The sequence below is a fragment of the Bradyrhizobium diversitatis genome (assembly GCF_016031635.1).
Lineage (GTDB): Bacteria > Pseudomonadota > Alphaproteobacteria > Rhizobiales > Xanthobacteraceae > Bradyrhizobium > Bradyrhizobium diversitatis.
Genome location: NZ_JACEGD010000022.1, coordinates 15,127 through 41,658, shown reverse-complemented (window position 1 = coordinate 41,658; position 26,532 = coordinate 15,127). Strand labels below are relative to the sequence as shown.

The 26,532-nt window shown below is 61.5% G+C and carries 26 protein-coding genes and 1 pseudogene; 7 read left to right on the top strand and 20 right to left on the bottom strand.

Features of this window, described 5'->3' with window-relative positions:
* The first annotated feature begins 154 nt into the window (after window positions 1-154).
* The 3 genes from H1B27_RS24195 to H1B27_RS24185 all read left to right on the top strand — a co-directional run bounded on the left by H1B27_RS24195 (window position 155) and on the right by H1B27_RS24185 (window position 2,614).
* The gene (locus H1B27_RS24195) at window positions 155-514 is read left to right on the top strand and encodes a Dabb family protein (RefSeq protein ID WP_197967763.1); all 360 of its coding nucleotides are present in this window, start codon (window positions 155-157) and stop codon (window positions 512-514) included.
* A 115-nt stretch (window positions 515-629) separates the two neighbouring features.
* Window positions 630-2,024, top strand: a complete 1,395-nt coding sequence (gene pabB, locus H1B27_RS24190; RefSeq protein WP_311976980.1) for an aminodeoxychorismate synthase component I — start codon at window positions 630-632, stop codon at window positions 2,022-2,024.
* Entirely contained in the window at window positions 2,021-2,614 is a 594-nt protein-coding gene (locus H1B27_RS24185) for an anthranilate synthase component II (protein WP_197967761.1), read from the top strand. Before pabB ends, H1B27_RS24185 begins: the two co-directional genes overlap by 4 nt.
* Before the next feature lie 243 nt (window positions 2,615-2,857).
* On the opposite strand, the gene ald is transcribed toward H1B27_RS24185, so the two are convergent.
* Window positions 2,858-3,970: an alanine dehydrogenase gene (ald, locus tag H1B27_RS24180; RefSeq protein WP_197967760.1), complete on the bottom strand. Its 1,113-nt coding sequence runs from the start codon at window positions 3,968-3,970 to the stop codon at window positions 2,858-2,860.
* 456 nt (window positions 3,971-4,426) lie between these two features.
* Between ald and H1B27_RS24175 the strand changes: the two genes are divergently transcribed.
* From H1B27_RS24175 to H1B27_RS41060, 4 genes and pseudogenes are all read left to right on the top strand, one after another.
* Entirely contained in the window at window positions 4,427-5,149 is a 723-nt protein-coding gene (locus H1B27_RS24175; protein WP_197967759.1) for a helix-turn-helix transcriptional regulator, read from the top strand.
* A gap of 774 nt (window positions 5,150-5,923) precedes the next feature.
* A complete protein-coding gene (locus H1B27_RS24170; RefSeq protein ID WP_197967758.1) occupies window positions 5,924-6,553 on the top strand; it encodes an acyl-homoserine-lactone synthase in 630 nt (209 codons plus the stop codon).
* A gap of 61 nt (window positions 6,554-6,614) precedes the next feature.
* A pseudogene (locus tag H1B27_RS41065) lies at window positions 6,615-6,767 on the top strand (LysR family transcriptional regulator); the annotation flags it as partial.
* A 308-nt stretch (window positions 6,768-7,075) separates the two neighbouring features.
* Window positions 7,076-7,552 (top strand): LysR family substrate-binding domain-containing protein, encoded by a 477-nt coding sequence (locus H1B27_RS41060; protein ID WP_311976978.1) that lies wholly within the window; start codon window positions 7,076-7,078, stop codon window positions 7,550-7,552.
* Here H1B27_RS41060 and H1B27_RS24160 read toward each other — a convergent pair.
* The 19 genes from H1B27_RS24160 to H1B27_RS24070 form a co-directional block, all read right to left on the bottom strand.
* Entirely contained in the window at window positions 7,519-7,764 is a 246-nt protein-coding gene (locus H1B27_RS24160) for a DUF2274 domain-containing protein (RefSeq protein WP_197967757.1), read from the bottom strand. The genes H1B27_RS41060 and H1B27_RS24160 overlap by 34 nt on opposite strands.
* A 5-nt stretch (window positions 7,765-7,769) precedes the next feature.
* Complete coding sequence (locus H1B27_RS24155; RefSeq protein WP_197967756.1) at window positions 7,770-8,984, bottom strand: TraB/TrbI/VirB10 family type IV secretion system protein; 1,215 nt, start codon at window positions 8,982-8,984, stop codon at window positions 7,770-7,772.
* Window positions 8,981-9,886 carry a P-type conjugative transfer protein TrbG gene (gene trbG / locus H1B27_RS24150; protein ID WP_376708997.1) on the bottom strand — a complete coding sequence of 302 codons (906 nt, stop codon included), beginning with the start codon at window positions 9,884-9,886 and terminating at the stop codon, window positions 8,981-8,983. Before trbG ends, H1B27_RS24155 begins: the two co-directional genes overlap by 4 nt.
* An 86-nt stretch (window positions 9,887-9,972) precedes the next feature.
* Window positions 9,973-10,656, bottom strand: a complete 684-nt coding sequence (gene trbF / locus H1B27_RS24145; protein WP_197967754.1) for a conjugal transfer protein TrbF — start codon at window positions 10,654-10,656, stop codon at window positions 9,973-9,975.
* Window positions 10,657-11,137: 481 nt separating this feature from the next.
* Window positions 11,138-12,367, bottom strand: a complete 1,230-nt coding sequence (gene trbL / locus H1B27_RS24140) for a P-type conjugative transfer protein TrbL (RefSeq protein ID WP_197967753.1) — start codon at window positions 12,365-12,367, stop codon at window positions 11,138-11,140.
* Complete coding sequence (gene trbK-alt / locus H1B27_RS24135; RefSeq protein WP_197967752.1) at window positions 12,364-12,747, bottom strand: putative entry exclusion protein TrbK-alt; 384 nt, start codon at window positions 12,745-12,747, stop codon at window positions 12,364-12,366. The genes trbL and trbK-alt overlap by 4 nt, the downstream gene beginning before the upstream one ends.
* Entirely contained in the window at window positions 12,747-13,478 is a 732-nt protein-coding gene (trbJ, locus tag H1B27_RS24130; protein WP_197967751.1) for a P-type conjugative transfer protein TrbJ, read from the bottom strand. The genes trbK-alt and trbJ overlap by 1 nt, the downstream gene beginning before the upstream one ends.
* Complete coding sequence (gene trbE / locus H1B27_RS24125) at window positions 13,475-15,916, bottom strand: conjugal transfer protein TrbE (protein WP_197967750.1); 2,442 nt, start codon at window positions 15,914-15,916, stop codon at window positions 13,475-13,477. The genes trbJ and trbE overlap by 4 nt, the downstream gene beginning before the upstream one ends.
* Window positions 15,917-15,925: 9 nt before the next feature.
* The gene (locus tag H1B27_RS24120) at window positions 15,926-16,189 is read right to left on the bottom strand and encodes a VirB3 family type IV secretion system protein (RefSeq protein ID WP_197967749.1); all 264 of its coding nucleotides are present in this window, start codon (window positions 16,187-16,189) and stop codon (window positions 15,926-15,928) included.
* Window positions 16,189-16,530: a TrbC/VirB2 family type IV secretion system protein gene (locus H1B27_RS24115; RefSeq protein ID WP_246515664.1), complete on the bottom strand. Its 342-nt coding sequence runs from the start codon at window positions 16,528-16,530 to the stop codon at window positions 16,189-16,191. The genes H1B27_RS24120 and H1B27_RS24115 overlap by 1 nt, the downstream gene beginning before the upstream one ends.
* Entirely contained in the window at window positions 16,527-17,447 is a 921-nt protein-coding gene (gene trbB / locus H1B27_RS24110) for a P-type conjugative transfer ATPase TrbB (RefSeq protein ID WP_210343477.1), read from the bottom strand. The genes H1B27_RS24115 and trbB overlap by 4 nt, the downstream gene beginning before the upstream one ends.
* Window positions 17,448-17,648: 201 nt before the next feature.
* A complete protein-coding gene (locus H1B27_RS24105) occupies window positions 17,649-18,077 on the bottom strand; it encodes a CopG family transcriptional regulator (protein ID WP_197967747.1) in 429 nt (142 codons plus the stop codon).
* 6 nt (window positions 18,078-18,083) lie between these two features.
* Complete coding sequence (locus H1B27_RS24100; protein WP_197967746.1) at window positions 18,084-20,066, bottom strand: conjugal transfer protein TraG; 1,983 nt, start codon at window positions 20,064-20,066, stop codon at window positions 18,084-18,086.
* A gap of 32 nt (window positions 20,067-20,098) precedes the next feature.
* The gene (locus H1B27_RS24095; protein ID WP_197967745.1) at window positions 20,099-21,862 is read right to left on the bottom strand and encodes a relaxase/mobilization nuclease domain-containing protein; all 1,764 of its coding nucleotides are present in this window, start codon (window positions 21,860-21,862) and stop codon (window positions 20,099-20,101) included.
* A gap of 394 nt (window positions 21,863-22,256) precedes the next feature.
* Entirely contained in the window at window positions 22,257-23,150 is an 894-nt protein-coding gene (locus H1B27_RS24090; protein ID WP_197967744.1) for an IS110 family RNA-guided transposase, read from the bottom strand.
* A gap of 334 nt (window positions 23,151-23,484) precedes the next feature.
* On the bottom strand, window positions 23,485-24,174 hold the full coding sequence (locus tag H1B27_RS24085) for a lytic transglycosylase domain-containing protein (protein WP_311976977.1): 690 nt from the start codon (window positions 24,172-24,174) through the stop codon (window positions 23,485-23,487).
* 206 nt (window positions 24,175-24,380) lie between these two features.
* Window positions 24,381-24,893, bottom strand: a complete 513-nt coding sequence (locus tag H1B27_RS24080; protein WP_197967743.1) for a S26 family signal peptidase — start codon at window positions 24,891-24,893, stop codon at window positions 24,381-24,383.
* Window positions 24,890-25,354, bottom strand: coding sequence for a DUF2840 domain-containing protein (locus tag H1B27_RS24075; RefSeq protein WP_197967742.1), 465 nt, complete (start codon window positions 25,352-25,354; stop codon window positions 24,890-24,892). Before H1B27_RS24075 ends, H1B27_RS24080 begins: the two co-directional genes overlap by 4 nt.
* Window positions 25,355-25,643: 289 nt before the next feature.
* Entirely contained in the window at window positions 25,644-26,525 is an 882-nt protein-coding gene (locus tag H1B27_RS24070) for a replication initiator protein A (RefSeq protein ID WP_197967812.1), read from the bottom strand.
* Between the last annotated feature and the right edge of the window lie 7 nt (window positions 26,526-26,532).

Sequence of the window (26,532 nt, the reverse complement as noted above, 5' to 3'; positions counted from 1 at the left end):
CGGCCACACGCCGTCGATGGAGCTCGCGTGACCACGGGCAGAAGCTCCAGCAGCGAAGCCATGGCGGCGATTGCGACGCGCTGCGGCAATGTTGCAGTGGGCACAATGCCAAGATAGTTATGCGCCTACTTGCGATATCAACCCGGGGCCATTCATGATTCGTCACATCGTTTTGTTTACCGCCAAGGATAAGGCCCGGATCGACGAAATGGTCGAAGGCCTGTCAATTCTCGCCACAATCCCACATGCACGCCTGCTGGAGGTTGGTCGCAATCGCAAGACTGACCAGTTCGGCAACGATATCGACGTTGTGGTCTACGGTGAGTTCGACAACGAGAGGGAACTCGCAGCCTACAAGGCTCATGAGCTATATCAGGACTCGATTAGCCGGGTGCGACCGCTCCGCGAGCTGCGGTTTGCGGCCGATTACAGCGTATCAACGGATGCGCGCTTCGCCTCAATGGCAGCAACAGGTCAAGTCGCTCGCCGCCTCGAGCCGACTGGCAGGGGCTAGCCTGACAGTCGGCCTCGATGGTCTCCGGGTCCCAGACGGGCACCTCTCGGTTGCGTCGGGATCACAATCTGAGCACATCTCACAGCACGCAAGTTCATCGGTGATTGACAGCCCAGTGCACGTCCGCGAGCTGCAGTGGATCGCCCCCGTCACGGCGATGCGACGTTTGGCGCATCGACCGCAGCTTACGTTTCTCGATAGCGCGGCAACGCATGAATCGCTCGGCCGTTATTCATATCTGAGCTGCGACCCCTTCGGTACCTTTATGGTCGCGGACGGACAGGCGAGTTGGAACGGAGAGGCACTTGAGGGCGACCCGTGGGAAGCTCTTCGTGCCCTTCTCGCCGACTATTCGCAAGAGCATCGCTCCGATCTGCCCCCGTTCCAGGGAGGCGCGGCCGGCTTCCTTGCTTACGATCTAAACAGGACGTTAGAGCACTTGCCGACGCCCGTAAGTCCCGGCCAGGGTTTGCCCCAATCGCTCCTGCATTTCTATGACGTAGTCGTGAGCTACGACCACCGGCACAATAAATGCTGGATCGCTTCGACCGGATGGCCGGAGCAGGATCCTATACGTCGCGTAGAGCGTGCACAGCGCCGAGCTGACGAATTGGCCTCTCTGCTTGCCCGCGCAGAGACGCCGCGGGATGCATCCTCCGGCACCGTGGGCGCCTGGCATTCGAACTTCAGCCGCGATGACTATATTGCAGCCGTCAAGTGCGTCATCCGCTTGATTCTGGCCGGAGACGTCTTCCAAGCCAACATTGCGCAGCGCTTCAGCGCCAGGGTGCCGACTTCCTTCGACCCCCTCACCTTCTACTGCCAGCTACGATCATCAAACCCCGCACCCTTTGGCGCGCTCCTGCGCTATGGCAAGCTGACAGTCGCATCGAGCTCACCGGAGCGCTTTCTAAAGCTTGGCGGAGGCCGGGTCGAAACGCGCCCCATCAAGGGCACGATCGCGCGTTCCGCTGATTGGAAGGAAGACAAACGCCGAGCTGAAATGCTCGTTGCGTCTGAAAAGGACCGCGCCGAGAACGTCATGATCGTCGACCTCCTACGCAACGATCTGTCGCGTGTCTGCACTGCGCCTTCGGTCGAGGTTCCAGCACTGTGCGACCTCGAATCCTATGCCTCGGTGCACCACCTCGTGTCGGTCGTTACGGGTGAACTTGCAGGAGACCAGGACGCCGTTACCTTGCTTCGCGCTTGCTTTCCCGGCGGCTCCATTACCGGAGCGCCAAAGGTGCGCTCGATGGAAATCATAGCGGAAATCGAGCGTGTGGCACGCGAGGTCTATTGCGGAGCGATCGGCTTCATCGGCTTTAACGGCCAGATGGATACAAACATTGCGATTCGCACTGTAACGATCGACGGCGATGCGGCTGTCTTTCATGCAGGCAGCGGGATAACGGCGATGTCGGACCCCGAGGCCGAATACGAGGAGACGCTCGCCAAGGCGGAGCGCATCTTCGATGCGTTTCGTGCTGAACGAACCGGTGTATCTTGATTGTCATCATCGACAACTACGACTCCTTCGTCTTCAACATTGCCCGCTATTTCCGCAATCTTGGTGAGGAGGCGGAGGTGGTCCGGAACGACGTGATCAGCGTCACGGACCTTGTTGGCCTGAAGCCGCGCGCAGTGGTCATCTCGCCCGGTCCCTGCACTCCACTTGAGGCCGGAATATCCACCGCCGTCGTTCGCGAGCTTTCAGGTCGCGTACCACTTCTCGGCATTTGCCTCGGACACCAGTGTATTGGGAGCGTTTTCGGCGGCAGCGTGGCCCGTGCACGTCGCCCTATGCATGGTCGGTCCTCCACTGTAACGCACGACGGTCGAGGGCTATTCAAGGAGCTCCCGTCTCCACTTCGCGTTGGGCGCTATCACTCTCTTGTTGTTGAGCTCGATGAGGCATGCGCGCCGCATCTCACGGTGACGGCGCGTTCGGACGAAGGCGAGGTCATGGCGCTCGCACACCGTTTCCAACCAACATTTGGCGTGCAGTTTCATCCGGAATCGATACTCACGGAACAAGGGCACGTGCTGCTTATGAACTTCTTGCGCCTGACGGAGGCCCGCTGGGCAATCGCCGGATAGGTATGATCCGGTTCGGCAGCGGCCCGATCCCGTCGCAACCGGTGACGCTCGGGCGCGAAGGGTATTCAGGCCTGATGCCGACGCGCGGCGGCCCGTCACCGCTGATGAGTATGTGAATAGCAGCTTCGAGGGCAAGTCACGCTGTCTTGCGCGGAGTTGCGCCATCTCTGCTCGAAAAAAGGGCCACTCCGAAGGAGTGGCCCAAGTCAGGGAGGAAAACGCCCCCTAAGGAGCCTCTGGGGATCAGGCCGCAGCCTGATCGATGGGTGAGAAGGGCAGGCCCAGACTCTCGGCCACGGCCTTATAAGTTAGCCGGCCCCGATAGACATTGAGGCCTGCGCGCAGATGCGGATTTTCGAGCACGGCTGCAAATCCCTTGTTGGCGAGAGCCAAACCAAAGGGCAGCGTGGCGTTATTCAATGCCTGGCTTGAGGTGAGCGGGACAGCTCCGGGCATATTGGCGACACAATAATGGATGACGCCGTCCACCTCGTAGGTCGGATCCGCGTGGGTCGTCGCACGCGAGGTCTCGAAGCATCCGCCCTGATCGATGGCGACGTCCACGATGACGGAGCCCTTACGCATTGAGCTCAACATACCGCGACTGACCAGCTTTGGCGCGCTGGCGCCGGGAACGAGTACCGCCCCAATTACAACGTCCGCTGCAAATACTTCCTCCTCGACGGCTTCTATGGTCGAGAACCTGGTGCGAACGCGCCCTTCGAATAGTTCATCCAGTTCGCGAAGCCGGGGAATCGAACGATCGAGGATCGTGACCTCGGCACCCAGCCCCACCGCCATCCGTGCGGCATGTGCACCAACAACCCCGCCTCCGATCACAACGATCCGGGCCGGCTGCACACCGGGCACGCCGCCGATCAACAGCCCCCGACCGCCTGAGTAGCGCCTCAGCGCCGCACCCGCTGCTTCGATCGCAAGCCTGCCCGCAACCTCGCTCATTGGCGCAAGCAGCGGAAGCCCGCCAGCCGGACCAGTCACCGTCTCGTAGGCAATGGCGGTACATCCGGACTTCATGAGGCCCTTAGCCTGCTCCGGGTCCGGCGCCAGATGCAGATATGTGAAGAGGATCTGGTTCTCTCGCAGCTGAGTCCATTCCGAAGGCTGGGGCTCCTTGACCTTTACGATCATCTCGCTCGATGCGAATACATCGTGAGCGGACCCCAAAATCGTGGCGCCAGCCCTGCGGTACTGGTCGTCGGTTGCGCCGATGCCAGCACCGGCCGCGGTCTCGATCAGAACGCTGTGGCCTGCGGCCACATATTCGCGGACAGCCCCAGGAGTTAGACCCACGCGGTATTCGTGCGTCTTGATCTCCTTGGGAACACCGACCTTCATTTGGAATCTCCTCTTGGACCGCCCCCTTCTAGTGGGAATCGCGGTGCAAACTTACGAAAGTGGAGCCAAGTCGCGCTGAAATTCCGCGATTCTTTATGCGATCACGCAGGATTTCAAAGAAGCGAACGAGCACCCCTCGATGAGCCGCCGCAAGTGGTGGATCACCGGAGCGAATTCTCGTGTCGAGCGGAAGCTATTTACCGTTGCGTCGCGCGGCGGTAGCACGCCGCATCAAAACAATCACAAGATATCGAGCCCTACTTGACCTGAACCGACTTGATCTCATCATTGGAGGCAAGCGATCAGAATTCGCCGCGTTCGCGCATTATCCTGAAACACGTCACTGGCGTTGTCCGTGCGCCACGAGGTGTCAAAGCGTATGAACCCGTTATGTGAATATTCTGATTGAGGCGCAGTCAAACGCGTATTTTCCGAGTGCCTGCAGCGAGAAGGACAATGCGTTACGTTTTCCAAGCTTTCATCGATCAACTTATTGAAAGTACTGACGTCGACGACCTTAGGCTGGGGATGGCTGAAACTGCTGCCGCGCTCAATCTGTGCTGTTTCGCCTACCTGGTTTTGCCTTCCAGACCAGGCACCCAGCCGCTTCTGATTTCGACTTATCCATCAAGCTGGACCTCGCATTACGTCCAGCAGCAGTACCATCGCTTCGATCCCGTGATTATTCAGTCCCTTCGCCGGGACAAGGCCTTTGAGTGGGGCCTTGGTCTGGGGCCAGAAGCACATTCGGAGCCTGCTCGTCAGCTTTTCGAGGAGGCCGCCCGATTTGGCATTCGCTGCGGCTTCACCGTTCCGATTCACGAGAGCGGCGTCGCGGTTGCCGCGGTCACGTTTGCTGCCAGCGAACGGGGGGCGTCCTTTGGACGTTCCGTACGCCGGCATGCTCGTGTACTTCCCTTTATAGCAACTACTTTCCATGCACATGCACAACGTAAGCTGCTTGCCCGCGATCAGATTGATGGTGTCACGCTCTCTCGGCGAGAAATCCAATGTTTGAATTGGGCCGCTCAGGGTAAGTCTTCCTGGGAGATTGGCCGCATCATGGGCATCTCTCACCATACGGTCGCATTTCACCTGGACAACGCCAAGGCCAAGCTGGGCGTTCGATCAACGATCCAGGCAGTCGCGCGTTTTGTTGCTGCTGGTCGAAAGGCCTAGGTGCGGGCGGTCGGCTCGCCGCGGCCATCTACACCTCATCGCGTCCGCAAAGCCCAACAACGCCGATCCCCAGGCTTCCCTCACAGACATACTGGCCCGTCTGCCCGACTTAGAATTGGCGTCCTCAGAGCGTCGCCCATCTGCTTGAGTCCCATCAGCTCGCCGACCAAGATGAGCTAACGAGGGTCAACGATGTTCGGCATCATCCCCGAGCAGCCAAACCGCGACTAATTCCGAGCGATTTGCTCTTGAGCGGCAGCCAGACGTTCGACTTCCTTTAATGCTGCGGCTTTTGTCCTGAATGGTCCGATGTCGTTCTCTTCAATGTCAGGCAACCAGGTAGGGAGGAACCACCAACCTCCTGGTCTTCCGTAGCTCGCCGTGCTTCGGACTGATCCGATGCCCTCAGCGATGAACCAGCCAGAATCGAGCCCATCCCGTCGCCATGAGATTTCTGGCATAGTGTGCGTCATTCCTCGATAGAATGTACCCTTAGACTCTAGGTCTCGTTCCCGAGCCCTAGCCACCCCTATAGGCCGACAGTGAAGACTCGTCTAGGCCGACAGTAAAGACTCGTCGATAGAGCTCTGAGGATGTCCAGCGACGCTACGGGCGAAGGCCGACCAAAATACTTGCGCGGCTCGGTCCTACTATTCCGGGTCGTTGCCGGATGCGTGCGTCGGATTTCGGTATCACACCCTCCTTAACTGAGGAGGCTGCGCATCCCCAATGATTCGCCTTCAATACCCGCCCTGCGGCTTTGGAGGCACGATCATGATGCAGATCATCACACAGGAATTCTATGGAGCCTTTGCTGAAGACCTTTGTGAGATGCACAGACTTAGGTACAGGGTCTTCAAGGAGCGACTCGCATGGGACGTTCAGACCAGCGGGGACATGGAGATCGACGAATTCGATGCACTCGGTCCTGTCTACCTGATTCAGCGATCGAGCAATTATAGCGTTCAAGGCTGTGTTCGGCTGCTTCCATCTACCGGACCGACGATGCTGCGAGACACCTTCCCTGTGCTGCTCGATGGACAGCCCTTTAAAGCGAATCATTCGATCTGGGAAAGCAGCCGTTTCGCGCTAGATGTTGACGCTGGAGCGCGCGGAACGATGCGTGGGCTGACTAGCGCGACGTATGAGCTCTTCGCTGGCATGATCGAATTCGGCCTTTCGAGACAGCTGACAGAAATTATCACGGTGACCGATGCCCGGATGGAGCGCATTTTGCGACGCGCCGGGTGGCCCCTGCGACGGGTGGGCCAGGCAAGGACGTTGGGAAACACCCAGGCACTTGCGGGCCATCTCGAGATTTCAACGGCCGCACTATCCCGGGTCCGCGACACCGGAACACTCCGCTCACCTGTGCTCTGGGAGCCGGCGCTGAAAGCTGCGTAGAGGGTGCCGCATTTCAGCCTGCTCAACCTCCCAACCATTAGCGATCGCTATCTCAAGAGACATGTCCAACCCTGTCCAATCGAACAACATCAGTCTACATCACTTGCGATCCGCGGTCGCTGCGGCCGACTGCGGAAGCTTTCGACAGGCGGCCGAATTCCTGGCCGTGCAGCATTCGGTGCTCAGTCGCTCCATCAGTCAATTCGAGCACCTCGTCGGAGTGGCTCTCTTTGACCGCTCGACTGGCGGCGTCGTGCCAACGCGGGCCGGGCGAACGATCCTGCAAATGTCGCGAATGATCCTTGAGCAGCTCGACACTCTGGTCGCAACGGGCCGCTCGAGCGGTCGCGGCGAGGCGGGCCACCTTTCCGTGGGTTTCTGCACCTCAATATCTGCCGGCAATCTACGTGCCACTCTGGCGGAATTCAGAAAGCGAGCTCCCATGGTCGCACTCGCCACAGCCGAACAGTCCCGCACGCGCCTGCTGGATGCTGTTCGCATTGGCACGACGATGTCGCCGTTGTGCCTGGAGGACGTACGCTCGCCGGTCAGACGAGGCTGCCGATTTGGAGCGAACGCATTCTCGTTGTCCTTCCAAAGGACCATCCTCTGCTCGCCCGCAACGTCATCTACTGGACCGATCTTCTCAACGAGACGGTTCTTCTAAGTCAACGCGATCCGGGAAGCGATATAAAGGAGCTGCTGGTTTCAAAGCTGGTTGCCAATGAGAGGCGGCCAAAGATCGAGCGGCATGATGTCAGCCGAGGCATCATCAAGAGCCTCGTCAGCTTGGGGCTTGGAATAAGTCTGGTCCTTGAAGCTGACGTGGGAGCCAACTTCACCGGCGTGGTCTATCGGGAAATCCAGGACGGTTCTGGACCAAGCCGTATGGGCTTCAATGCGTACTGGCGTAAGGACAATGAGAATCCGGCGCTTACGCGCTTTCTGGATCTCTTGGCCGAACGCTATCCCTCACCGGCTTCGACGGCAGAGGGGTGACTTGAACGCCTGAGCTTTCTGAAACCGCGATCGGTGGCCATAAACCGTGCCAGCATCGGCGCAATCAGTTTGGCGGGCTCTACTGATTGGCTCGATTCACGCGAAAGGGTCTCGGCATAGGCAACAAGCTCTCGATGCACGGACGCCGGGAGATCAAGACTGATCTTGACGGGCTTTTCATCTGGGATCGCTGCGATTTTGAGTTTTGGCATGTGCGTCACCCTTTATATGGCTCCAGAACGAGATCACGGTTGATATTGACACGGATGGGAAATCCGGGCCGGACCGTGAGTGTGGGCTGGATGTTGAGACTGCGCCGAACCACTTGCTGTCCCGTTTGGTTGAGCGAATCCGCCGCGCCATGGCGCAACGCCTGAATGATCGCACTATCGTTGCTGTTTGTATCGGAACCAGCTCCCAGTTCGCTGCCGACGGCCAGGAAGGTCGAAAGTGCGGCTGCCTTGAAGAGTTCACCCCAGTGGTTGTCGACCTCGTCTTCAAGCCCTGCATACCCTGAGGGGTCCGTGCCAGGTTGCCGCTCGAGGACGATGGAGCGCCCGTTGGGCATGATCAGCCGCGTCCAGACCAGCAACACACGTGACTGGCCGAAGCTGATCTGGCTATCATAGACACCTATGAGACGCGCGCCCTGAGGGATCAGCAGAAAGCGGCCCGTCGGCGTGTCGTACACCTGCGCGGTGACTTGTGCCGTGATCTGGCCCGGCAGATCGGAGCGGACCCCCGTGATCAGCGCTCCGGGAATGACCGTTCCTGCCTGCACGACATAAGGTGAAGCAGCTTTCGTGATTCGATCCGGACTCGTGGTACGCCTGTCCACGGCAGCATTGACGAACGCAAGCTTCCGGTCCTGCGCATTCTGCGCAGACCCCTCCTCGCTGTTGAACGCGGGCGCAGCCACGTTCGCGCGATCAACTGCTTGCCCGGTGCCTATCGGATTTGAGGCCTCTCGCGCATTCATGGTGGCAAACAAACGGCTGATGCGCGCAGCCTCTGCCTCCTGGTTCTCTCTCTGCCGCTCCTGATCGATCGGGGCTCCCGAGCTACCGGCTGGCTGCCCCTGAGCAGAGAGGATCGGGCGGCCAAGATCGCCTGGAAGCGGCGGGCCCAACTGCGGCACCTGGCGTGGCACCTTCGCGTAATCCTGCGGAAGCGCACTGATACTCTCCGCAACGTTGTGATGATCAGTGCTGTAGAGCTCTTCTGGCCTGGGACCATGTGCCGGATTTTTCTGCAGTGCCCAGAAGGTCGCCCCAGCCACAAGGAATACTGCGAGGGAGCTGCCGGCCAGCAGGACCTTGCGCGAAAGGCGGGTCACGCGCGGGTATTCTGGCCGAAGCCGAAACAGCTCTGTCTGCTCCTGAGACGACTGCTGCGGGCCGGCCGGTTGTTCTTCATCCTGACGGTCGGTCATGTCGAGCTCCCGTCGGTGCGAACAATTCTGACCTTCTGCTGGTGCTCTCCGCCCAGGCGAAGTTCGGCGGCTGCGAACAGCCGATCGACAATCAGCAGATTGCCATAGGCCCGATAGTTGACGATCTCGGCCTTGCCGTCGGGGCCGAGGGCAAACAGGGGCGGCATTTCGCCCTGTACGATGCCTTGCGGGAATTCGATGTAGACCTTGCGACCATCATCATAGGCCGCAATGGGACGCCAGGGCGCGTTGTCACCTTCGATACGATAACGGAACCGGCGCTGCGTGATGTCGGGCAAAGCAGGTGTCAAAGGTGCTGATTGTCTTTTCCCCTGCCGATCTTGCGGGTAGTACCACGCAACCAACGGCATGTAGGGCTTTTCGCGCGAGCGAAGCTCAATCAGATAGGTGCGCCGATCCGTGTTGATGACGAGGTTCGTTTCGATCGACGCGCGCGTCGGCTTCACCAGGACATGGACGCGGCGGGTGTCCCCGCTTCCGTTCTCGGTATCACCGACGACCCAACGCACCGTATCACCGGCCGCGATCGGACCGGACCCGACCAGCTGTTCGCCCTCTTCCAGCGCGATGTCCGTGATTTGACCCGGCGCTGCGTAGACCTGGTACAGGGCACCGGGACTGAAGCTATAGATCTGCGCGGCGTTGAAATACCCGCGTTTGCGTGGCTGGACCCGAGCTGCGCTATTGGCCGCTTCGACCCTTTCGACCGGCTCGGCTTCCTCCTTTGCCCCCGATTTGCCGCCAAGCGCCGGCTTCCAGGCGGGCGGGACGTGAAGCGGCCGGCCCCGATCATCGACTACGGCTGGCGCTGGCGGTAACGACGGTACGTCGGAGTCATAGGTGATTTGGGGCGGAATATAGGTCGAGCAGGCGCCAAGCATGCACGCGAGGACCGCGAGCACTGAAACGGTCGCCCTGCCCGATGACCCTGGAGAGACGCCAGTCGCGACATGAGAGGATTGCGGCTTCATTGCCCGAGCTCCTTCGACCAGCTGATTGCGTTGACGTAGACGCCGAGCGGATTCTTGCGCAACCGATCGGCATCGCGAGGGGCCTGAATGACGATCGTCAGAATGGCGGTCCAGCGCTCCGTTGAAGCAAGCGATCCGTTCTCGTAGCCACGCTCGACCCAGGCGACGCGGAAGCTTTCCGTTGAGGCGCGGATCACGCTCGAGACCTCGACTGAGACTTGCGTCTTTCCGAGCCTTGCGAAGGGATCATTGCTCCTGGCGTATTCGTTCAGGGCGGCGGCCCCGCGGTCGGTGGTGAAGTCGTATGCCCGTAGCCAGTTCTGGCGCAGGACAATGCCGTCTGCCGGCAGGCCGCGGACGTCTTCGATAAAGCGAGCCAAGTGATAGGCGACCTGAGCATCGCTGGGTTCGAAATCGGACGTCGCGGGAGCCACTCTTTGCGCCTGGCCGAGACGATCGACTTCGACGACCCACGGCGTGATCGTTCCTTGCGTGGATTGCCAGACCAGCCCTCCTGCGAGGCCACACGAGAGCGTCAGGCAGCTGAATGCCATCAGCCGCCAATTTCGGGCCTGCACGCGTGCCGAACCGATGCGCTCGTCCCACGCTTGCGCCGCCTTCTGATAGGGCGTCACCGGCGCGGGCGTTCGCCCGTAGTGAACCGAAGACCTCTTGAACATCAGTCATTTCCCCAAGAAACGGAATTGAGAGTTGCATTTTGCTCGATGGCCAAGCGACGAGTGCGGAGGGACGCGATCACGTCGCTTGCTCGACGCGCACGACGCGTCTGAACACGCAAAGGCAGCGCGAGACACGGCAGGCCCTGCACTGCCGTCTGCGAACGCTTGAGCTCAAGCCCCGTAGGTCAGGCAGCAAATGCACGAGAGGCAGCGTAAGGAAGGCGTCCGGCCGATCTTGCATGGCCGACATCTCGAACACTTGTTGCCTCTCGTGCAGTGGCGCTCTCAATGACGCGGACTGGTCATGCGAAGCCTGCCAGAGAAGCGCGGGCGTAAGGCTCAACGAGAGTGCTTGAGAAGCCAGCACCAGAGCTTGCCAAGCCGGACCATGCCAGCGCCGACCAGGGCGCGCGCTTGAACTTGGCTGATCACTCCTGTGGCCATATTCGCAGGGCTTCTCAGCACGCGGGCACTTTGACATCTAGCGCCCTCCGTCAGACAGATCGATCGAGCTGCCACTTCCACCATGGTCTCCCGACCGAACGGCATGAGTTGCCGCCGAAATTCCATGGCTGATTGTCTGCGCCCGCTTCATGCGCTGCGCCCAATCCGGCGGACCTTCGCCCGAGCTGGCAGAGGTGGTGCTGGTGGACTGGCTGCCGCTATGGATCGCCGTGGAGGCTCTGCGGAGCGGACTGACAGAAGCTGAAGCAGCAGCCTCGGCAACACCACCAATGCCGCCGCTCCGGTAGGCGGCCGCCGCGCCGCTTGCGATCGCGCTGCCGCCCCGCGCCGCACCTGCGATCGCTCCACCGGCGAGGCCGACACCGCCGGCCGCCAGACCGGCTCCCGCTGCAGCCATCCCGCCGGCCGCAAGTCCCGTACCGACCGCGCTACCCGCACCGAGTTGGGGACCACCGGATACCAGTCCGTTCGCGATTCCGGGCCCAAAGATTCCAAGACCCAGAAGCGACAATGCGGCCAAGACCAGAGTCATGGCATCTTCGATCGTCGGCTGACCGCCATTGAAGCCGGAGGTGAACTGGGAAAACAAGGTCGAGCCGATACCGACGATCACGGCCAGCACCAGCACCTTGATGCCGGTAGACACGACATTGCCAAGGACGCGTTCGGCCGCAAACGCCGTCTTGCCGAACAGGCCGAACGGAAGCAGCACGAACCCTGCCAGCGTCGTCAGCTTGAACTCGATGAGTGTGACGAAGAGCTGGATCGCCAGAATGAAGAAGGCGAGCAGGACGACGGCCCAGGCGAACAGCAGGACCACGATCTGGACAAAGTTCTCAAAAAAACTGATGTAGCCCATCAGGTTTGAGATCGAATCCAGGATCGGCCGGCCGGCATCGAGTCCGACTTGTGCGATTTTTCCGGGGTGAACGAAATCGCCTGCCGAAAGGCCTGTACCTGAGGCCTTCAATCCGAGACCGGCGAAGCTTTCGAAGACGATACGGGCGAGATTATTCCAATTGCCGATCAGGTAGGCGAAGACACCGACGAACAGGGTTTTCTTGACGAGCCGCGCGACGATGTCCTCATCCGTGCCCCAGCTCCAAAACAGGGCGGCCAGAGTGATGTCGATCGCAGCCAGCGTTGTCGCAAGATAACCCACCTCGCCGCCAAGAAGCCCAAAGCCGTTGTCGATGTAGCGGGTGAACGTCTCGAGGAACTGATCGATAATTCCCGTGCCCGTCATTGATTACCTCCCTCGGGCGACGCGACCAAGGAATCGCCTTGAGGCATTCGGCTCTGATCTTTCGGCGCCGACAGCACCGGCGTGCTGGCTCGATCGTTGACAGCGGGACTGATCGAGCTCACCCCTTGGCCGAAGAACCGGCGCCGGTTCTCCGCCCAGATCCTTTGGCAATCCTGATACGCCGGAGAATGCTCTGACGTCACAGTACGGCAGCGGGTGAGATCGGATTCCGTGGGACGGCTGGCCATTGCGCTCGATGGCTTCGGACCCATAATTTTGTCCGGACCGCGTAGCTGGATCGTGCATGCGACGATGAGTGCCGCTCCGCCAATCACCGTGATAGCGAGCGACAATGCTTGGAATGCCTTTTGATCGCTCATCAATGAAACATCTGCACGTTGAAGGATTGATAGCCCTGACCACTCGTCAGAAAGCGCCGAAGCTGCTCGCGAGCTTGGTCCTGAGCAGCGGCGCGTCGGGCAGATTCCAGAGATTGAGCCCTGCCCTGCGCCGCTACGGCCGCAGTCAAGTCGGCGAGCTGCTGCGCCTGCAGTGCCAGTATCTGGTTGCCGGCTTGGGTGGCCTGCAGGGCCCCGCTTGCACCCTGGCTTGAGCTTACCAGTGCTGAGGTCTGAATGCGGTTTGTGTCGAGATTTCCGACAACGCCGGCTTGCACACGAAGCGCGTCCTGAAAGGCCGCGACCGAATTCTGCCAACGCGATTGCGCACCTGCGAACAACGCTGAATCGGATTGGCTGCTGGTTGCCGGTCCGTAGCTGGTGGCAAAGGCCCGATCGATCTGCTGTACGTCGTAGGCGATGCGCTGGGCCTGACTGAGAAGCTGCTGGGTGCGCTGAATGGAGCTCTGGAGCTGCTGCAGCGAGGAATATGGCAGGCTTGCCAGGTTCTTCGCCTGGTTGATCAACATCTGCGCCTCGTTCTGCAACGAGGTGATCTGATTGTTGATCTGCTGCAGCTCTCGTGCTGCGGTCAGGACATTCTGGACGTAGTTATTGGGATCAAAGACGATCCATTGCGCACGGCCAGGCGCAGTTGCCAGAAGCGAGACAGCAACGATGCTGATCGCCAGACCGATATGACGACGGCTCATTGCGACTTCTCCAGATTGCCAAGATTGGGAATGAGATCCACGGCCCAAGCAGCTCCGCGGTGCTGGAGCCAAGCAGGCACAAAGGCCTCGCGGCCGTGCTCTGTGAGCAATCGATCGATTGCGGCCTGATCCGTCTTGGAGGATGCAGCCGCAAAGGCGAGCGCGACTTCACCGAGCCCGAGCTCGAACATGCGGTTGCCGCGGCGGGATTGGCAGTAGTAGTCCCGTTTCGGCGTCGCGCGGCTCAGGAGCTCGATCTGGCGATCGTTGAGCCCAAAACGGCGGTAGATCGCGGTGATCTGAGGCTCGATCGCCCGCTCGTTCGGCAGAAGCAATCGAGTCGGGCAGCTCTCGATGATGGCAGGAGCGATGTCAGATCCATCGATGTCCGACAAAGACTGTGTGGCGAACACCACAGAGGCGTTCTTCTTGCGCAGCGTCTTCAACCATTCGCGCAGTTGGCCAGCAAAATCCGCATCAGCGAGCGCAAGCCAGCCTTCGTCGACGATCATGAGCGTCGGCCTGCCGTCGAGGCGGTCGCCAATGCGGTGGAACAGATAGGCCAGCACCGCGGGTGCCGCGCCCGTGCCGATCAGTCCTTCGGTCTCGAACGCCTGGACCGACGCCTCGCCAATTCGCTCGAATTCTGCATCGAGCAGCCGCCCATAGGGCCCACCGAGGCAATACGGTTGCAAAGCGCGTTTCAGGGTCGTCGACTGGAGCAGAACGGACAGCCCTGTCAGGGTCCGCTCCGGGAGGCGCGCTGAAGCAAGGGAAGTCAGCGCCGACCATAGATGATCCTTTGCCTCCGGCGTGATCTCGATCTTCTCGCGGGCAAGGATCGAGGCGACCCAGTCCGTGGCCCAGGCCCGTTCCGCCGTATCGTCGATCCAGGCCAATGGCTGCAACGCGAGCGGCTCGGACGCATCTTGCGACAGCGCGCCGCCGAGATCATGCCAATCGCCGCCCATGGCGAGGGCTGCCGCCCGGATTGAGCCGCCAAAATCAAAGGCGAACACCTGAGACTGGGGATACCGGCGGAACTGGAGCGCCATCAGCGCCAGCAGGACCGACTTGCCGGCACCCGTCGGACCAACCACAAGCGTGTGTCCGACGTCCCCGACGTGAAGCGCGAAGCGAAAGGGAGTTGACCCTTCTGTCTTGCCAAAGAACAGGGGCGGAGCCTTGAAATGATGATCCCGCGCCTCTCCGGACCATACGGCCGACAGCGGAATCATGTGCGCAAGGTTGAGGGTCGAGATGGGCGGCTGCCGGACGTTGGCATACGCCTGTCCAGGCAGGCTGCCGAGCCAGGCTTCGACAGCGTTCACCGTCTCGATCATGCAGGTGAAGTCGCGGCCCTGAATGACCTTCTCGACGAGCCGCAATCTCTCGTCGGCCGAGCGCGCATCTTTGCCCCAAACGGTAACGCTCGCCGTCACGAACGTCTCGCCGATCTGGTCCGAACCGAGCTCCAGGAGCGCCGCGTCCGCATCCATCGCCTTGTTGTGGGCATCGGTGTCGAGAAGCGAGGAGGCCTCGTTGGTCATCACCTCCTTCAGGATCGCAGCTATCGACTTCCGTTTGGCGAACCACTGGCGCCGGATTTTCGTCAGGAGCTTTGTGGCATCTGTTTTGTCGAGCATGAGCGCCCGGGTCGACCAGCGGTACGGGAAAGCGAGACGATTGAGGTCATCGAGAATTCCGGGCGTGGTCGCTGTCGGAAACCCGACGATGGTGAGAACACGCAGGTGCGCCGCGCCCAACATCGGCTCGAGGCCACCGGTCAAGGGCTGGTCAGCGAGCAGCGCGTCGAGATACATGGGGATCTCGGGCACACGAACCCGATGCCGTTTGGTCGAAATCGTCGAATGCAGGTAGGTCAGCGTCTCCTCGTCGCCGAGCCAGGCGCATTCGGGCATAAAGCCCTCAACAAGCTGCAGCACACGGTCGGTTCGGTCGGCAAAGCCGCTGAGAACTTCGCGCGCGTCGGCACTTGGCGTGCGACTGCTGCCTTCATAAAGAAGCCGCTCCGCCCTCGCCGCATCCTCCGGCGGCGGCAGGTAGGCGAACGTCAGGTAATAGCTCGAGTCGTAATGGGCGCCCTCTTCTTCAAACTGCGCGCGGCGCTCGGCATCAACCAGCGCGGATGCGACGTCCGGAAATGTGTCCGGCGGATACGCTCCTGCGGAATGGCGCTGCGCCTCCACGAAGACGGCCCAGCCGGATCCCAGGCGACGCAGAGCGTTGTTGAGACGACCGGCCACGGCCACGAGTTCGGCAGGGACCGCGCTGTCCAGATCCGGTCCGCGGAATCTGGCCGTTCGCTGAAACGAGCCGTCCTTGTTCAGGACGATGCCCGCGTCGACCAGGGCCGCCCACGGCAAGAAATCGGCAAGCCGTGTGCTCGATCGGCGGTATTCTGCGAGATTCATCATGGGAGAACTCTAGATGTTGAGATGGGCTGGGGCGCGCAGGTGACGGCGCACCACTTCGACGAATGCGGGGTCTCGCTTGGCAGCCCATACAGCCGCCGCGTGCCCAATGGCCCAGAGCAGGAGACCGGCGATCCACAAGCGCAATCCGAGTCCAAGGGCTGCGGCGAGCGTCCCGATAACGATGGCGACCGACCGGGGTGCTCCGCCCATCAGGATCGGCTCCGTCAGCGCCCGATGCACCGGCGCGATAAATCCTGCGACGGCCTCGTCCATCACACCACCACGCCGCCGCCGAATGAGAAAAACGACAAGAAGAAGCTCGAGGCTGCAAACGCAATCGAAAGCCCGAACACGATCTGAATCAGCCTCCGAAAGCCGCCCGAGGAATCGCCAAAAGCGAGCGTCAGGCCCGTGACCACGATGATGATGACGGCGATGATTTTGGCGACTGGTCCTTCAACAGACTGCAGGATCTGATTGAGTGGCTGCTCCCAGGGCATGTTGGAGCCGGCGGCCCAGGCGGGCGGACTCATAGACAGGACCGCACCCAGTGCGGCGATGGAAACGCTCCAATGCGGAACTCGGTTTCGATTGCTCATGTTTCGATTGCTCATGTGAAGTCTCCTGCTGGTGAAAGGCTGTAATCCCCGGCCGCTCCGAGGCCGTTGACGCGCGCGAGTTCGGCAAGCCGGCGCTCGGCACCGCGCCCGGACAGGACCGCAACCACGTTGATGGTTTCGGCGATCAGGGCGCGCGGCACGGTCATCACGGCTTCCTGGATGAGCTGCTCGAGCCGGCGTAAAGCGCCCAGCGCAGTGCCGGCATGGATGGTGCCGATTCCTCCGGGGTGACCGGTTCCCCACGCCTTGAGCAGATCAAGCGCCTCAGCGCCCCGCACCTCGCCAATGGGAATGCGGTCTGGACGCAATCGAAGCGAGGAGCGCACGAGATCCGAGAGCGAGACCACGCCGTCCTTGGTGCGCAGCGCGACCAGATTCGGTGCTTTGCATTGCAGCTCGCGGGTGTCCTCGATCAGCACGACCCGGTCGCTGGTCTTCGCGACCTCGGCAAGCAATGCATTTGTGAGTGTGGTCTTGCCCGTTGATGTGCCGCCAGCGACCAGGATGTTTTTGCGCGAGGCGACGGCCTGGCGCAGTGCCGTGGCGTGATCGGCCGTCATGATGCCCGCCTTGGCGTAGTCGTCGAGCGTGAAGACCGCGACGGCGGGCTTGCGAATGGCGAACGCCGGTGCCGCGACGACAGGCGGCAACAGGCCTTCAAACCGCTCTCCGGTCTCGGGGAGTTCAGCAGAAATACGGGGCGCGGCGGCGTGGACCTCGGCTCCCACGTGATGCGCCACCAGGCGAATGATGCGCTCGCCATCGGCGGCGGAGAGTTGTTCACCTGTGTCAGTCAGTCCGCTGGAGAGCCGGTCGACCCACAATCGGCCGTCAGGGTTCAGCATGACCTCGACGATCGCATCGTCTTCGAGGTAGCGCGCGATGGCGAGCCCCAGCGCGCTGCGGAGCATCCGCGCGCCACGCGAGATCGCCTCCGACTGAAGAGAATGGATCGCCACTGCCTGCCCCCATCGATCGAGGGCCAAAACAGCGCCCTCGGATGGGGATGATTAGAAAAACCACCAACGACCTTCCTGCAACCAGGCGATCATCTTCGTCGTAGTCTGGCGTAGAAAGAGAAAGGCCGGAGCATCCAACAAGGCCCGGCGCAATCAGTTGCTGGAATCCTCGGGCGCTGCACGAACGATATCGTCCGGAATCTCCCGCAAGAAGCTTTGGCCCTTTTGCAGGCGGCGGCCCAATGTCTCGACGAAGCCTTCAAAGCGCTCACGTCCTTTGATCTGAGCGGCGGCCTGGGCTTCGTTCGGCAAGGGAGGCGTGATCGTCAGCCAAAACCGAACAAACAGGGCCAAGGTCTCGGCCGTCAGCCCGACATCCCGCTCAAGTCGCTGCACTTGGCGGGACAACCGGTCCAGCCGGCGGGCGAACGCCGCCTCTCTGCGATCCGCTCCATCGGGTGAGAGAAACGAGATGACGGCCGCCTCGACGATGGCCGATCGCGAGAGGTTTTTGCGATCGGCCAAGTCGGAGATCTGCTTCAGAAGATCCGGGGCGAAATACACGTTCATGCGGTTGCGCATGGGACCTCAGAGATCGATGCCGTCGTTCGGGTCAAGCGCCGCCTGGCGGGCCACGCCCCGCATCTGCTGGCGAAGAAGCCGGGCTTGACGCACGGCGTCATCGTCGTCGTCCAGCACGGCAAACTCTTCTGCCGGCGTCACATCGGTTGTTTCTTTGACGATGGCGACGTGGTCAGGAAGCTCGGGTTCCCGGCGCAGACCGCTGTTGGCGGCATCGGCTTCGGACTCTTCGGTCTGGATGCTGGCGTCATTCCGCACGGGGAGCTTGAGGCTGGACCAACTATCTTCCCGGGAAGATCGCCCCAGCCTGGCCGGCTCTGGCGGTGAGAGAATGCGCTCGGTAAGGCGTCTGTCTTCGTAGTAGCGCACTTTCTTGGCTCGGATCGGCGCCGTCCCGGCCACCATCACGATTTCGTCGGTGGGAGGAAGTTGCATCACCTCGCCGGGCGTGAGCAAGGCGCGTGCGGTCTCCTGCCGCGAGACCATCAGATGGCCAAGCCACGGGTTCAGCCGATGGCCGGCATAGTTCTTCATGGCTCGCATCTCGGTCGCAGTCCCAAGCGCGTCCGACACGCGTCTGGCGGTTCGCTCGTCGTTTGTTGCGAAGCTCACGCGGACATGGCAATTGTCCAAAATCGCATTGTTGGGGCCGTAGGCCTTCTCGATCTGGTTCAACGACTGCGCGATCAGGAAGGCCTTGATCCCGTATCCGGCCATGAACGCGAGCGCGGATTCGAAAAAGTCGAGACGCCCCAGTGCCGGGAACTCGTCCAGCATCATCAGGACGCGGTGGCGCCGGTTCTTGGCTTGCAGATCTTCGGTGATGCGACGACCGATTTGATTGAGCACGAGACGTATCAGCGGCTTCGTCCGGGAGATGTCGGACGGAGGCACGACAAGATAGAGCGTCGTCGGACGAGCATCGGCAATCAGGTCCGAGATCCGCCAGTCGCATCGGCTTGTCACCTGCGCCACCACTGGATCCCGATAGAGTCCAAGGAACGACATCGCGGTCGAGAGCACGCCTGAGCGTTCGTTCTCGGATTTGTTCAGCAGTTCTCGCGCGGTTGAGGCGACAACCGGATGTGGACCCTGCTCACCAAGATGCGAGCTTGTCATCATTGCCTTCAGCGTAACCTCGATCGGGCGCTTCGGGTCCGACAAAAAGGCAGCGACCCCGGCGAGCGTCTTGTCGGCTTCTGCATAGAGGACGTGCAGGATGGCACCGACAAGCAGTGAGTGGCTGGTCTTCTCCCAGTGGTTCCGCTTGTCGAGCGACCCTTCCGGATCGACCAGCACGTCCGCAACATTCTGGACGTCCCGAACCTCCCATTCGCCGCGGCGTACTTCGAGAAGTGGGTTGTAGGCAGACGATTTTGGATTGGTCGGATCGAACAGCAACACCCGGCCATGTCGGGACCGAAACCCGGCCGTGAGCTGCCAGTTCTCGCCCTTGATGTCGTGCACGATTGCCGAGTGCGGCCACGTGAGGAGGGAAGGAACAACAAGGCCGACGCCCTTGCCGGATCGGGTGGGCGCAAAGCAGAGCACATGCTCGGGTCCGTTGTGGCGCAGGTAATCCTCCGCCAACCTGCCAAGCACGACCCCATCCCCACCCAAAAGTCCGGCCGCCTCCACCTCCCGCGGATCGGCCCACCGCGCCGAGCCGTAGGTCTGGACATTCTTGGCCTCGCGCGCCCGCCAGACCGACATCCCGATCGCGACCGCGATCGAAACAAAGGTCCCTGCGGCCACGATGAATGCACCCTCGACAAAGACACGAGGGGCATAGGCGTCGTAGACGAACCACCACCAGAAGAAGACGGGCGGGTAATAGATCTTGAAGCCCGACAACTCGAACCACGGCCGCCCTAGCTCCGCCTGATAGGCGAGCCGCCAGGCCGTCCACTGGGTCGCTCCCCAGATCGCCAGCAAGACGATCAGGCCGACGACAATCACCTGTCCCCACAGGATTTTGGTTCCCGACATCCCGAACACCTTTCGAGCAATTGACAAGATAGCTACAGGCTGAGGTCGCGCTTCCGGCCGAAGCTCCATTCGATCCCGCCGCCCTCCTTCATGGTGCCGGCAACATGCTGGCCGAACCGTTTCTCGAGCTCGCGCGACCAGGGCACCAGCTGAAATCCGAGCCCGTCGTCGATCATGGCGAAACGCCCGGAGGCGAGCGTCAACCGCTGACGATACGTGCCCGCCACGTTCTCGCCGGAGGCGCCCTTCACGTGAGGCAGGCCGGTCTCCGCCGAGATTCTTGCTGCCACCTCGTCCAATTCGCGTCGACGCAACGTGTTCAGGAGATCACGCTGGAAGGTGACGCGCTGGCCCTGCCGTACCGCCAGACCTTCCCGAACCAGATGCTCAGTGCGAGCTTGGAGAGCGTCGCGCGTCTGGCGACCAAAGCCGCCCATGGCGAGCGGCATGGGGTTGGATTCAACCAGCCGGTGGTCGAGCCAGGTGGCGCCTTTCGCAGTCACCTGCTCGCCAAGATCGAGATCAGAACGGGCCGCAAGCACCAATGTCGGGCGCGGATCATCGGCCGGACCGAAGCGCCGGATCTCGACGATACCGCCGACGGATGGTGCATGTTCGAAAGCTTCGATTCCCCGGAACCGGACGTGGTGCGCGCGACCGTCTGTTCCGTCGATCAGGGCGTAGGCCTCGCCGGTGAGCTCGTCATGCAATCCTCGATCGACCAGGCGCCCGATAATCTGGGAGCTTGGCTGTTCACTTTCGATAACGTAGTCGGACACGCCGCGCGCCTCCCCACGCTCGGTAAAGGCGCGATGCATAGTCTTGATGATGTCGCCGCGCATGCCGAGGTCGCGGAGATGACGTTCAGCCTCAAGCCCGACCATCCACTCCCCTGGCGCAGCTGACGCAGCAAGGCCCATCTTCTCCAGATGCTGAAGGCGGCCGACCATCAGGCGCCGGATTTCGGGATCTGAGCTGCGCGGATTCTCAGGGCGAAGATCGATAGTGCCGGTTTCGTCGGCTGACAGCCGAATCTCCCGGTCGAGCCGCGTCCATCGCTCTGCGGTGACTTCCCTCTCCAGTGCACTTCGAATCTCATGCTCCGGTCTCGGACCCAGCTCGATAGCAGCCAGCTCTTCGGCGCGTGAGCGCAGACCCCGACTGATGTAGTCGCGCGAGATCACGAGATCGGCTCCTTCCTTATCGACGCCCCGAACGAGAAGATGGACGTGAGGATTGTCCGTGTTCCAGTGATCGACGGCCACCCAATCGAGCCGCGTGCCAAGATCGGTCTCCATCTGTTTGGCGAGGTCGCGGGTGAAGGCCCTGAGGTTAGTCATGTCGCCGGCGTCCTCGGGCGAGACGATGAACCGGAAATGATGACGGTCGTCGTGGCACCGTTCCGCGAAGGCCGCGCCATCAGCACGGTCGCTGCCGGCATCGAACATCTCGGCTCGCTCGCCGCTCCGCGTCACCCCGTCGCGCTTCAGGTATGAAAGATGAGCGGTCAGCGGCGCCGAGCGGAATGAACGTCCCTTGTGACGTACAACGCGCGCCTTCACCACGACGCGCCGTGTCGGGCTGAACAGCCGGCTGCGGCCAAAAGCGAGCCGGCCGCGGCCAAACGTCGAGCGCCCATAGCCCGCGGAAGAACGCCTGCCACCAACGTGAGCCGAGGAGTGTCCGGCTTTCTTCGCGGCCCGCAGCACCTGATTGATGAAGCTCTTCGGCTTGGGAGCGCGGGTGCTGCGTATGCGCCCGGGCCGAATCCGCAGATCGCTGTCGCCATTGCTCACTGCCACGCCTCCGGGCCATCAAAAGCCAAAGTCAACACATTCCTACGCTTTTCTTCGACTCGTCGAACTTCAACCATTACCGACTCCCTGCCTCAACGACGCGCACTTCACCGCAGCCGCGTACGCGACGTGCATTCACCAGGCGGGGTCCATGCGTTCCTTCGCGTTCAGCACTTTGGCCGTCGCATGCTCTTCATCAGGTTCGTAAACAGGGCTGTCCAAGCAGTCCGGCGCTCTCGTCCCCGAAGGGCGGCAGCAGGCAAGAGATAGCGGACATTCCCCGTTTCGCGGCCCCGCCAGGGGACGCTCACCGCGCGCGCGGATCTCTAATTTCGCTCCTCCTCAACATGCTGGGCGCAAACCCAGCGCTAACGCGTTGTCATCTGCCTCGCCGCTACCGCGCCGGCTTCAACCGCAACCGCTGCGTAATCTTCGCGCCGAACCCGACGTGGAAATCAGTCTCGCTGACCCACATCCGGTGCAGAATGCTCGCGAGCTTGCGCGCGACCGCGGTGATCGCACACAGCATGCTCGACCGTTTCGCGATCCGCAGGCCCCACGCCCGCAGTGCCGACCATTTCCTGACGCGTAGCAGCAAGCTTGCGGCCGCCTCGCAAAGCGCCTCGCGCACCGCGACGTCGCCCTGTTTGCTGATGCGCCCCTCATAGTCGATCGACGTGCCGGACTGGTGCCGCCTTGGCGCCAAGCCAAAATGCGCGCCGACCGTTCGCGATCGGGCAAAGCGATGAGGCTCATCCACGCCTACTTTGAACGACAGGGCCGCTACCGGGCCGACGCCTGGAACCGTCATCAAGCGCCGGCAGACGGCATCATGCTGGACCACCTGCAGCAGCACACGATGCAGCCGATCGTAGCCCTCGAGGATGGCGCGGCGCACGTCCAACATGGCCTCGACGGTCATTGCGAAGATCGGGTCGCTACGGTCGATCAGCTCGCGCACACGGGCCTCAAAGGCACCGCGGGCGACGCCTCCAACGAGTAGCCCATAGGCCCGCAGGGCACCACGAATGTGGTTCTCGAGATCGATCAGTTTGCGCTTGAGCAACTTCCGGCTGGTCAGCAGCGTGCGCATCTTCTGCATCCAGATGCCAAGCGATGACGCCTCGACTCCTACTCTCTCGAGGCGATCCGCGTAGCCCTCTACTGCGGAGCGGATCGCCGCTGGATCGGTCATAACCTTGACCTCGCGAATGGTGAGACCCTCGCCATCGACGATGCAAAGACTGGTTTCTTCAAGACCGACGTCCAACCCAACGTAAAGCTTCATTGGAGCTCTCCTGTGTGGCAACGAACGCCTAAGTCGTTGCACCAGGCTCCGGATTCGGCCACACGGCGGCTATCCTCGTGCACCGGTTTCTCGAAGCCCGATTTGAAGAGCCGTCCTGCTGTCGCTGTCTCCCGGCCGCCGGTTCCCGAAAGAGCCGCCGCAACTTGGCGGCCAGATCGCGAAGCCCCCACTGCTTCAGAGTGCTTGCGATAGCGATCGTCACCCGAAGGGCCGAGACACCCGAAGGGTGGCTCGGTGAGGAGCGAAGCGACGAGTAGAGCGCGGGCCGAAGGCATCGCCCATACGCCATTGGCTTGCGAACCCGCAAACTTGGTCATTGCGATGCTCCTGAATCCGATCGAGGGACGAACATGCCAATTGGCCGAGGAACCATGGGCGAAACATCGGGCGCCGAGATTGCAGCCGTGACACCGCTCGACGGCTTAAACGCCAGCAACCGATCACGCGTTTTCATGAGATCGGACCGCGTGACGAATAGCGTCGCAGCCGCTGATGACTGACCGCTGGACGCCCACCTCGGCGGCAGTTCGATGGTCAGCAGATCTGCAAGCTTTGCGACGTATGCTCGCGTCTCGTCTGGCAGAGAGGTGCCTGCCAGATGCTCTTCGTAGCGAGCTGGTCCCGCATTGTACGCGGCGAACACGCCAGGCGAGCCATAGCGGTCAAGCAGTTCGCGCAAGTAGGCCGTCCCGGCCAGAACGTTGTCGTGTGGGTCGTAGGGATCGTTCCCGAGATCGTACCGCTCGCGAAGTTCGGCCCAAGTCGCCGGCATGATTTGCATCAGGCCCATTGCTCCTCTGGGCGACTTGGCGTGCAGGTTTCCAGCGCTTTCGACGTTGATGACCGAAACGATCCAGTTCATCGGAATCGCAAAACGTTGCGAGGCTTCGTCGACGACAGTTGCAAACGGGTTGCCTGCCTGAGCAACCGCTTGACCTAATGCCCTTCCACTCTCAGCTAGAGCAGCACCGTCCGACGCAGCGAAAACAAGCAGCAGCGACACGACAGTCCAAACACGCACGCCCGACCGAGTCAAGCATGCCGTTTTGCTCGCGCCCGTCCTGGGTAAAGCCGCTTCGCGCCGGCCATGCGGCCGCCCTGGACTGCCGCGGCGCGCGTCGGCCCTGCAAGCGTTGGTCGGGACGGAGGAATGGTCCCGCGATCGATCGAACAGAGGAATGACGGGGTAAGAGCGTGGAACACGCACGATCACTCCTCCCACGTCCACACGGGCAGCGCACGGCCGATCACTGCCGACGCCGGCAAGAATCCAAAGTATCGGCCATCAAGAGAGTCGTGAGACTGCCAGTTCATCAGAAACAGCTCGCCGTCGCCGACGACGCGGCAGCCCTGCCATTTCGGCAGCGGCCGGCCACGTCCGTCGCGGTTCCGCGCCTCGCCCATTGCAATCTCGTCGACCGAAATCGTGAGGCCGGTTCTGCAAACACTCTGCCCGGGAAGGGCGAGTACGCGCTTCAACATGGGGACGCCCATGGGCAAATAGCCGTTAAGGTCGAGGAAGGTCGCGAGCGGCTCCGGCGGCTGCACGGCGACCAATTCAGTGACTTGGAATTGGTCCACCGGTCGGAGGCTGTAGAGACCGATCGGCGCGCTCGCGGACGCGTTCCAGATGTAACGCGGAAGCGGTTCCAGGACGAGCGTCGCGACGAGCGCAGCAGCAGTCCCAAACGTCGCGAGGAGCATCTTCAGGCGGCCCGTCATCGCATCACCTTTTGGCGGTGAAGCCAGGCCGCATGGCGGGCCATCGTATACGGACGCGGGTTTTCGTTGACGGAGAGGCGGTTATGAACGTGACGCCAATGATCAGGCGCGACGTCAGCCGGATCGATGCCGAGCGCCTCAACGGCATCGATCATCTGCAGCACTCGCTCGACCTTCGGCCAGCCGGACAGGCGCAGCAGAATCTCTCCGCCGGGTGTCACATAAGGGACGGTCGAGCAGCGCTGTCCCGGAGCGACCGCGCGCAAGATGTCGATCCGCGAAATGATTGTCCCAAAGTCGTTGGAGGTCCAACGGACGAAAGCAAAGATGCTGCCGGGCGCAAATGACAGGACGCGCCGATGGCGATCAAGCTTCCGTTCCTTGACGATACGACCGAACCGAATGCGGTTTTCGATGCGCTTCTCGAGCCACAGCACCTCCACTTCGGTGAGATCGCTCATGCGACCGCTCCCTGATGCTGGAACGAAGTGCTGTGAGCGTTGGGGCCGGTGAAGGACCGGCTTGGCTTCTGCCGGCAATCAGGATTGACGGCACCCCGCTGCCAGCCACCTCTAGTGCGGCTGGTCGTCTGGTCCGTTAGAAAAAATCCGAAGGATTTCTGGTTAGTAAAGTTAGAGCGGCTGGAAAGCTCGCAGAAGCAAGCTCTTAAGTTCGATTCCGGTCCCCGATAGCACGAGGATCGGGTCCCCGAAAGCACGAGGGTTGCGGTCCCCGATAGCACGAGTTGATTCACAGGTTGTCCTCCGAATTTGGAACGAGACCGCGCCGCCGCAGGCGTGCCGTTAAGGGATGAACAGGCTGAGGGGCGAAGTTCAGCCGCTCGGTACCGTTCGGATCGCGCGTCAGCGCGAGCTGATAGCCGGGCAATGTCTGGCGCTGAACGATCTGGCGTATGTCGTAAGCAAAGTGCTTGAGCGGGGAGAGGATGCCGGACTTGGCATGGAGGTGCACAAGGTCAAAGCTCCAGCCGCCGTCCTGGCGTCCACCGTGCTTGCGCACGAGCCGGTAGAGCCATCGTTCAAGTCCGCCCGTCAGCTCGAAATAAGCGCGATCGATCGTCAGCACGAGCGCGTCGTCGATGACGCCGGCATAGAACCAATCAGGCAGGATCAGTTCGAGTCCAAATGGACGACCGTTTGCATCGGCAGTCTCCTTCCACTCGTTGATCCAGGAGAAGCGATGCCGCCGCCGTTCTGTCGGCTGGCGGATCGAAGTCATCACCGTCGTTGACTGAAGTCTGTCGAGACCAGCCTTCAACCGGTCATAGTCTCGCGCGCTAGTCCCGCGGCCGACAAACGTCAGGATTTCATAAGGCGTTGCAGCCATCAGGCGCGACGTCTTCAAGCCGGCGTCACGTGCTTCGACGATCTGGGACGCGGCCCAGATCAGAACGTCTGCATCCCAAATGGTCGCCATGCCGTGTTCCGGAACAGCCTCGACACGAATTGCGATCGCGCCGGCACGGAAATCGATCGGCACAGTTCGCTTTGTTTTTGCAAGCGAGAAGAACGGATAAGCCATCAGATCCTGCGCGTCGCGTGGCGCAAGATCGCCCGGCAGCGCCCGAAAAAGCTCAAGCTGATCTCGCTCGGAATGGTGTTTACGCCGCATAGTCACG

Bases quoted from the DNA above. Each gene is read 5' to 3' on its own strand.
- H1B27_RS24195 (WP_197967763.1), top strand. From the start codon at position 155: ATGATTCGTCACATCGTTTTGTTTACCGCCAAGGATAAGGCCCGGATC.
- ald (WP_197967760.1), bottom strand. From the start codon at position 3,970: ATGAAGGTCGGTGTTCCCAAGGAGATCAAGACGCACGAATACCGCGTG.
- H1B27_RS24175 (WP_197967759.1), top strand. From the start codon at position 4,427: ATGCGTTACGTTTTCCAAGCTTTCATCGATCAACTTATTGAAAGTACT.
- H1B27_RS24170 (WP_197967758.1), top strand. From the start codon at position 5,924: ATGATGCAGATCATCACACAGGAATTCTATGGAGCCTTTGCTGAAGAC.
- H1B27_RS24160 (WP_197967757.1), bottom strand. From the start codon at position 7,764: ATGCCAAAACTCAAAATCGCAGCGATCCCAGATGAAAAGCCCGTCAAG.
- H1B27_RS24155 (WP_197967756.1), bottom strand. From the start codon at position 8,984: ATGACCGACCGTCAGGATGAAGAACAACCGGCCGGCCCGCAGCAGTCG.
- trbG (WP_376708997.1), bottom strand. From the start codon at position 9,886: ATGCTTGGCGCCTGCTCGACCTATATTCCGCCCCAAATCACCTATGAC.
- trbF (WP_197967754.1), bottom strand. From the start codon at position 10,656: ATGTTCAAGAGGTCTTCGGTTCACTACGGGCGAACGCCCGCGCCGGTG.
- trbL (WP_197967753.1), bottom strand. From the start codon at position 12,367: ATGACGGGCACGGGAATTATCGATCAGTTCCTCGAGACGTTCACCCGC.
- trbK-alt (WP_197967752.1), bottom strand. From the start codon at position 12,747: ATGAGCGATCAAAAGGCATTCCAAGCATTGTCGCTCGCTATCACGGTG.
- trbJ (WP_197967751.1), bottom strand. From the start codon at position 13,478: ATGAGCCGTCGTCATATCGGTCTGGCGATCAGCATCGTTGCTGTCTCG.
- trbE (WP_197967750.1), bottom strand. From the start codon at position 15,916: ATGATGAATCTCGCAGAATACCGCCGATCGAGCACACGGCTTGCCGAT.
- H1B27_RS24120 (WP_197967749.1), bottom strand. From the start codon at position 16,189: ATGGACGAGGCCGTCGCAGGATTTATCGCGCCGGTGCATCGGGCGCTG.
- H1B27_RS24115 (WP_246515664.1), bottom strand. From the start codon at position 16,530: ATGAGCAATCGAAACATGAGCAATCGAAACCGAGTTCCGCATTGGAGC.
- trbB (WP_210343477.1), bottom strand. From the start codon at position 17,447: ATGCTCCGCAGCGCGCTGGGGCTCGCCATCGCGCGCTACCTCGAAGAC.
- H1B27_RS24105 (WP_197967747.1), bottom strand. From the start codon at position 18,077: ATGCGCAACCGCATGAACGTGTATTTCGCCCCGGATCTTCTGAAGCAG.
- H1B27_RS24100 (WP_197967746.1), bottom strand. From the start codon at position 20,066: ATGTCGGGAACCAAAATCCTGTGGGGACAGGTGATTGTCGTCGGCCTG.
- H1B27_RS24090 (WP_197967744.1), bottom strand. From the start codon at position 23,150: ATGAAGCTTTACGTTGGGTTGGACGTCGGTCTTGAAGAAACCAGTCTT.
- H1B27_RS24080 (WP_197967743.1), bottom strand. From the start codon at position 24,893: ATGACGGGCCGCCTGAAGATGCTCCTCGCGACGTTTGGGACTGCTGCT.
- H1B27_RS24075 (WP_197967742.1), bottom strand. From the start codon at position 25,354: ATGAGCGATCTCACCGAAGTGGAGGTGCTGTGGCTCGAGAAGCGCATC.
- H1B27_RS24070 (WP_197967812.1), bottom strand. From the start codon at position 26,525: ATGCGGCGTAAACACCATTCCGAGCGAGATCAGCTTGAGCTTTTTCGG.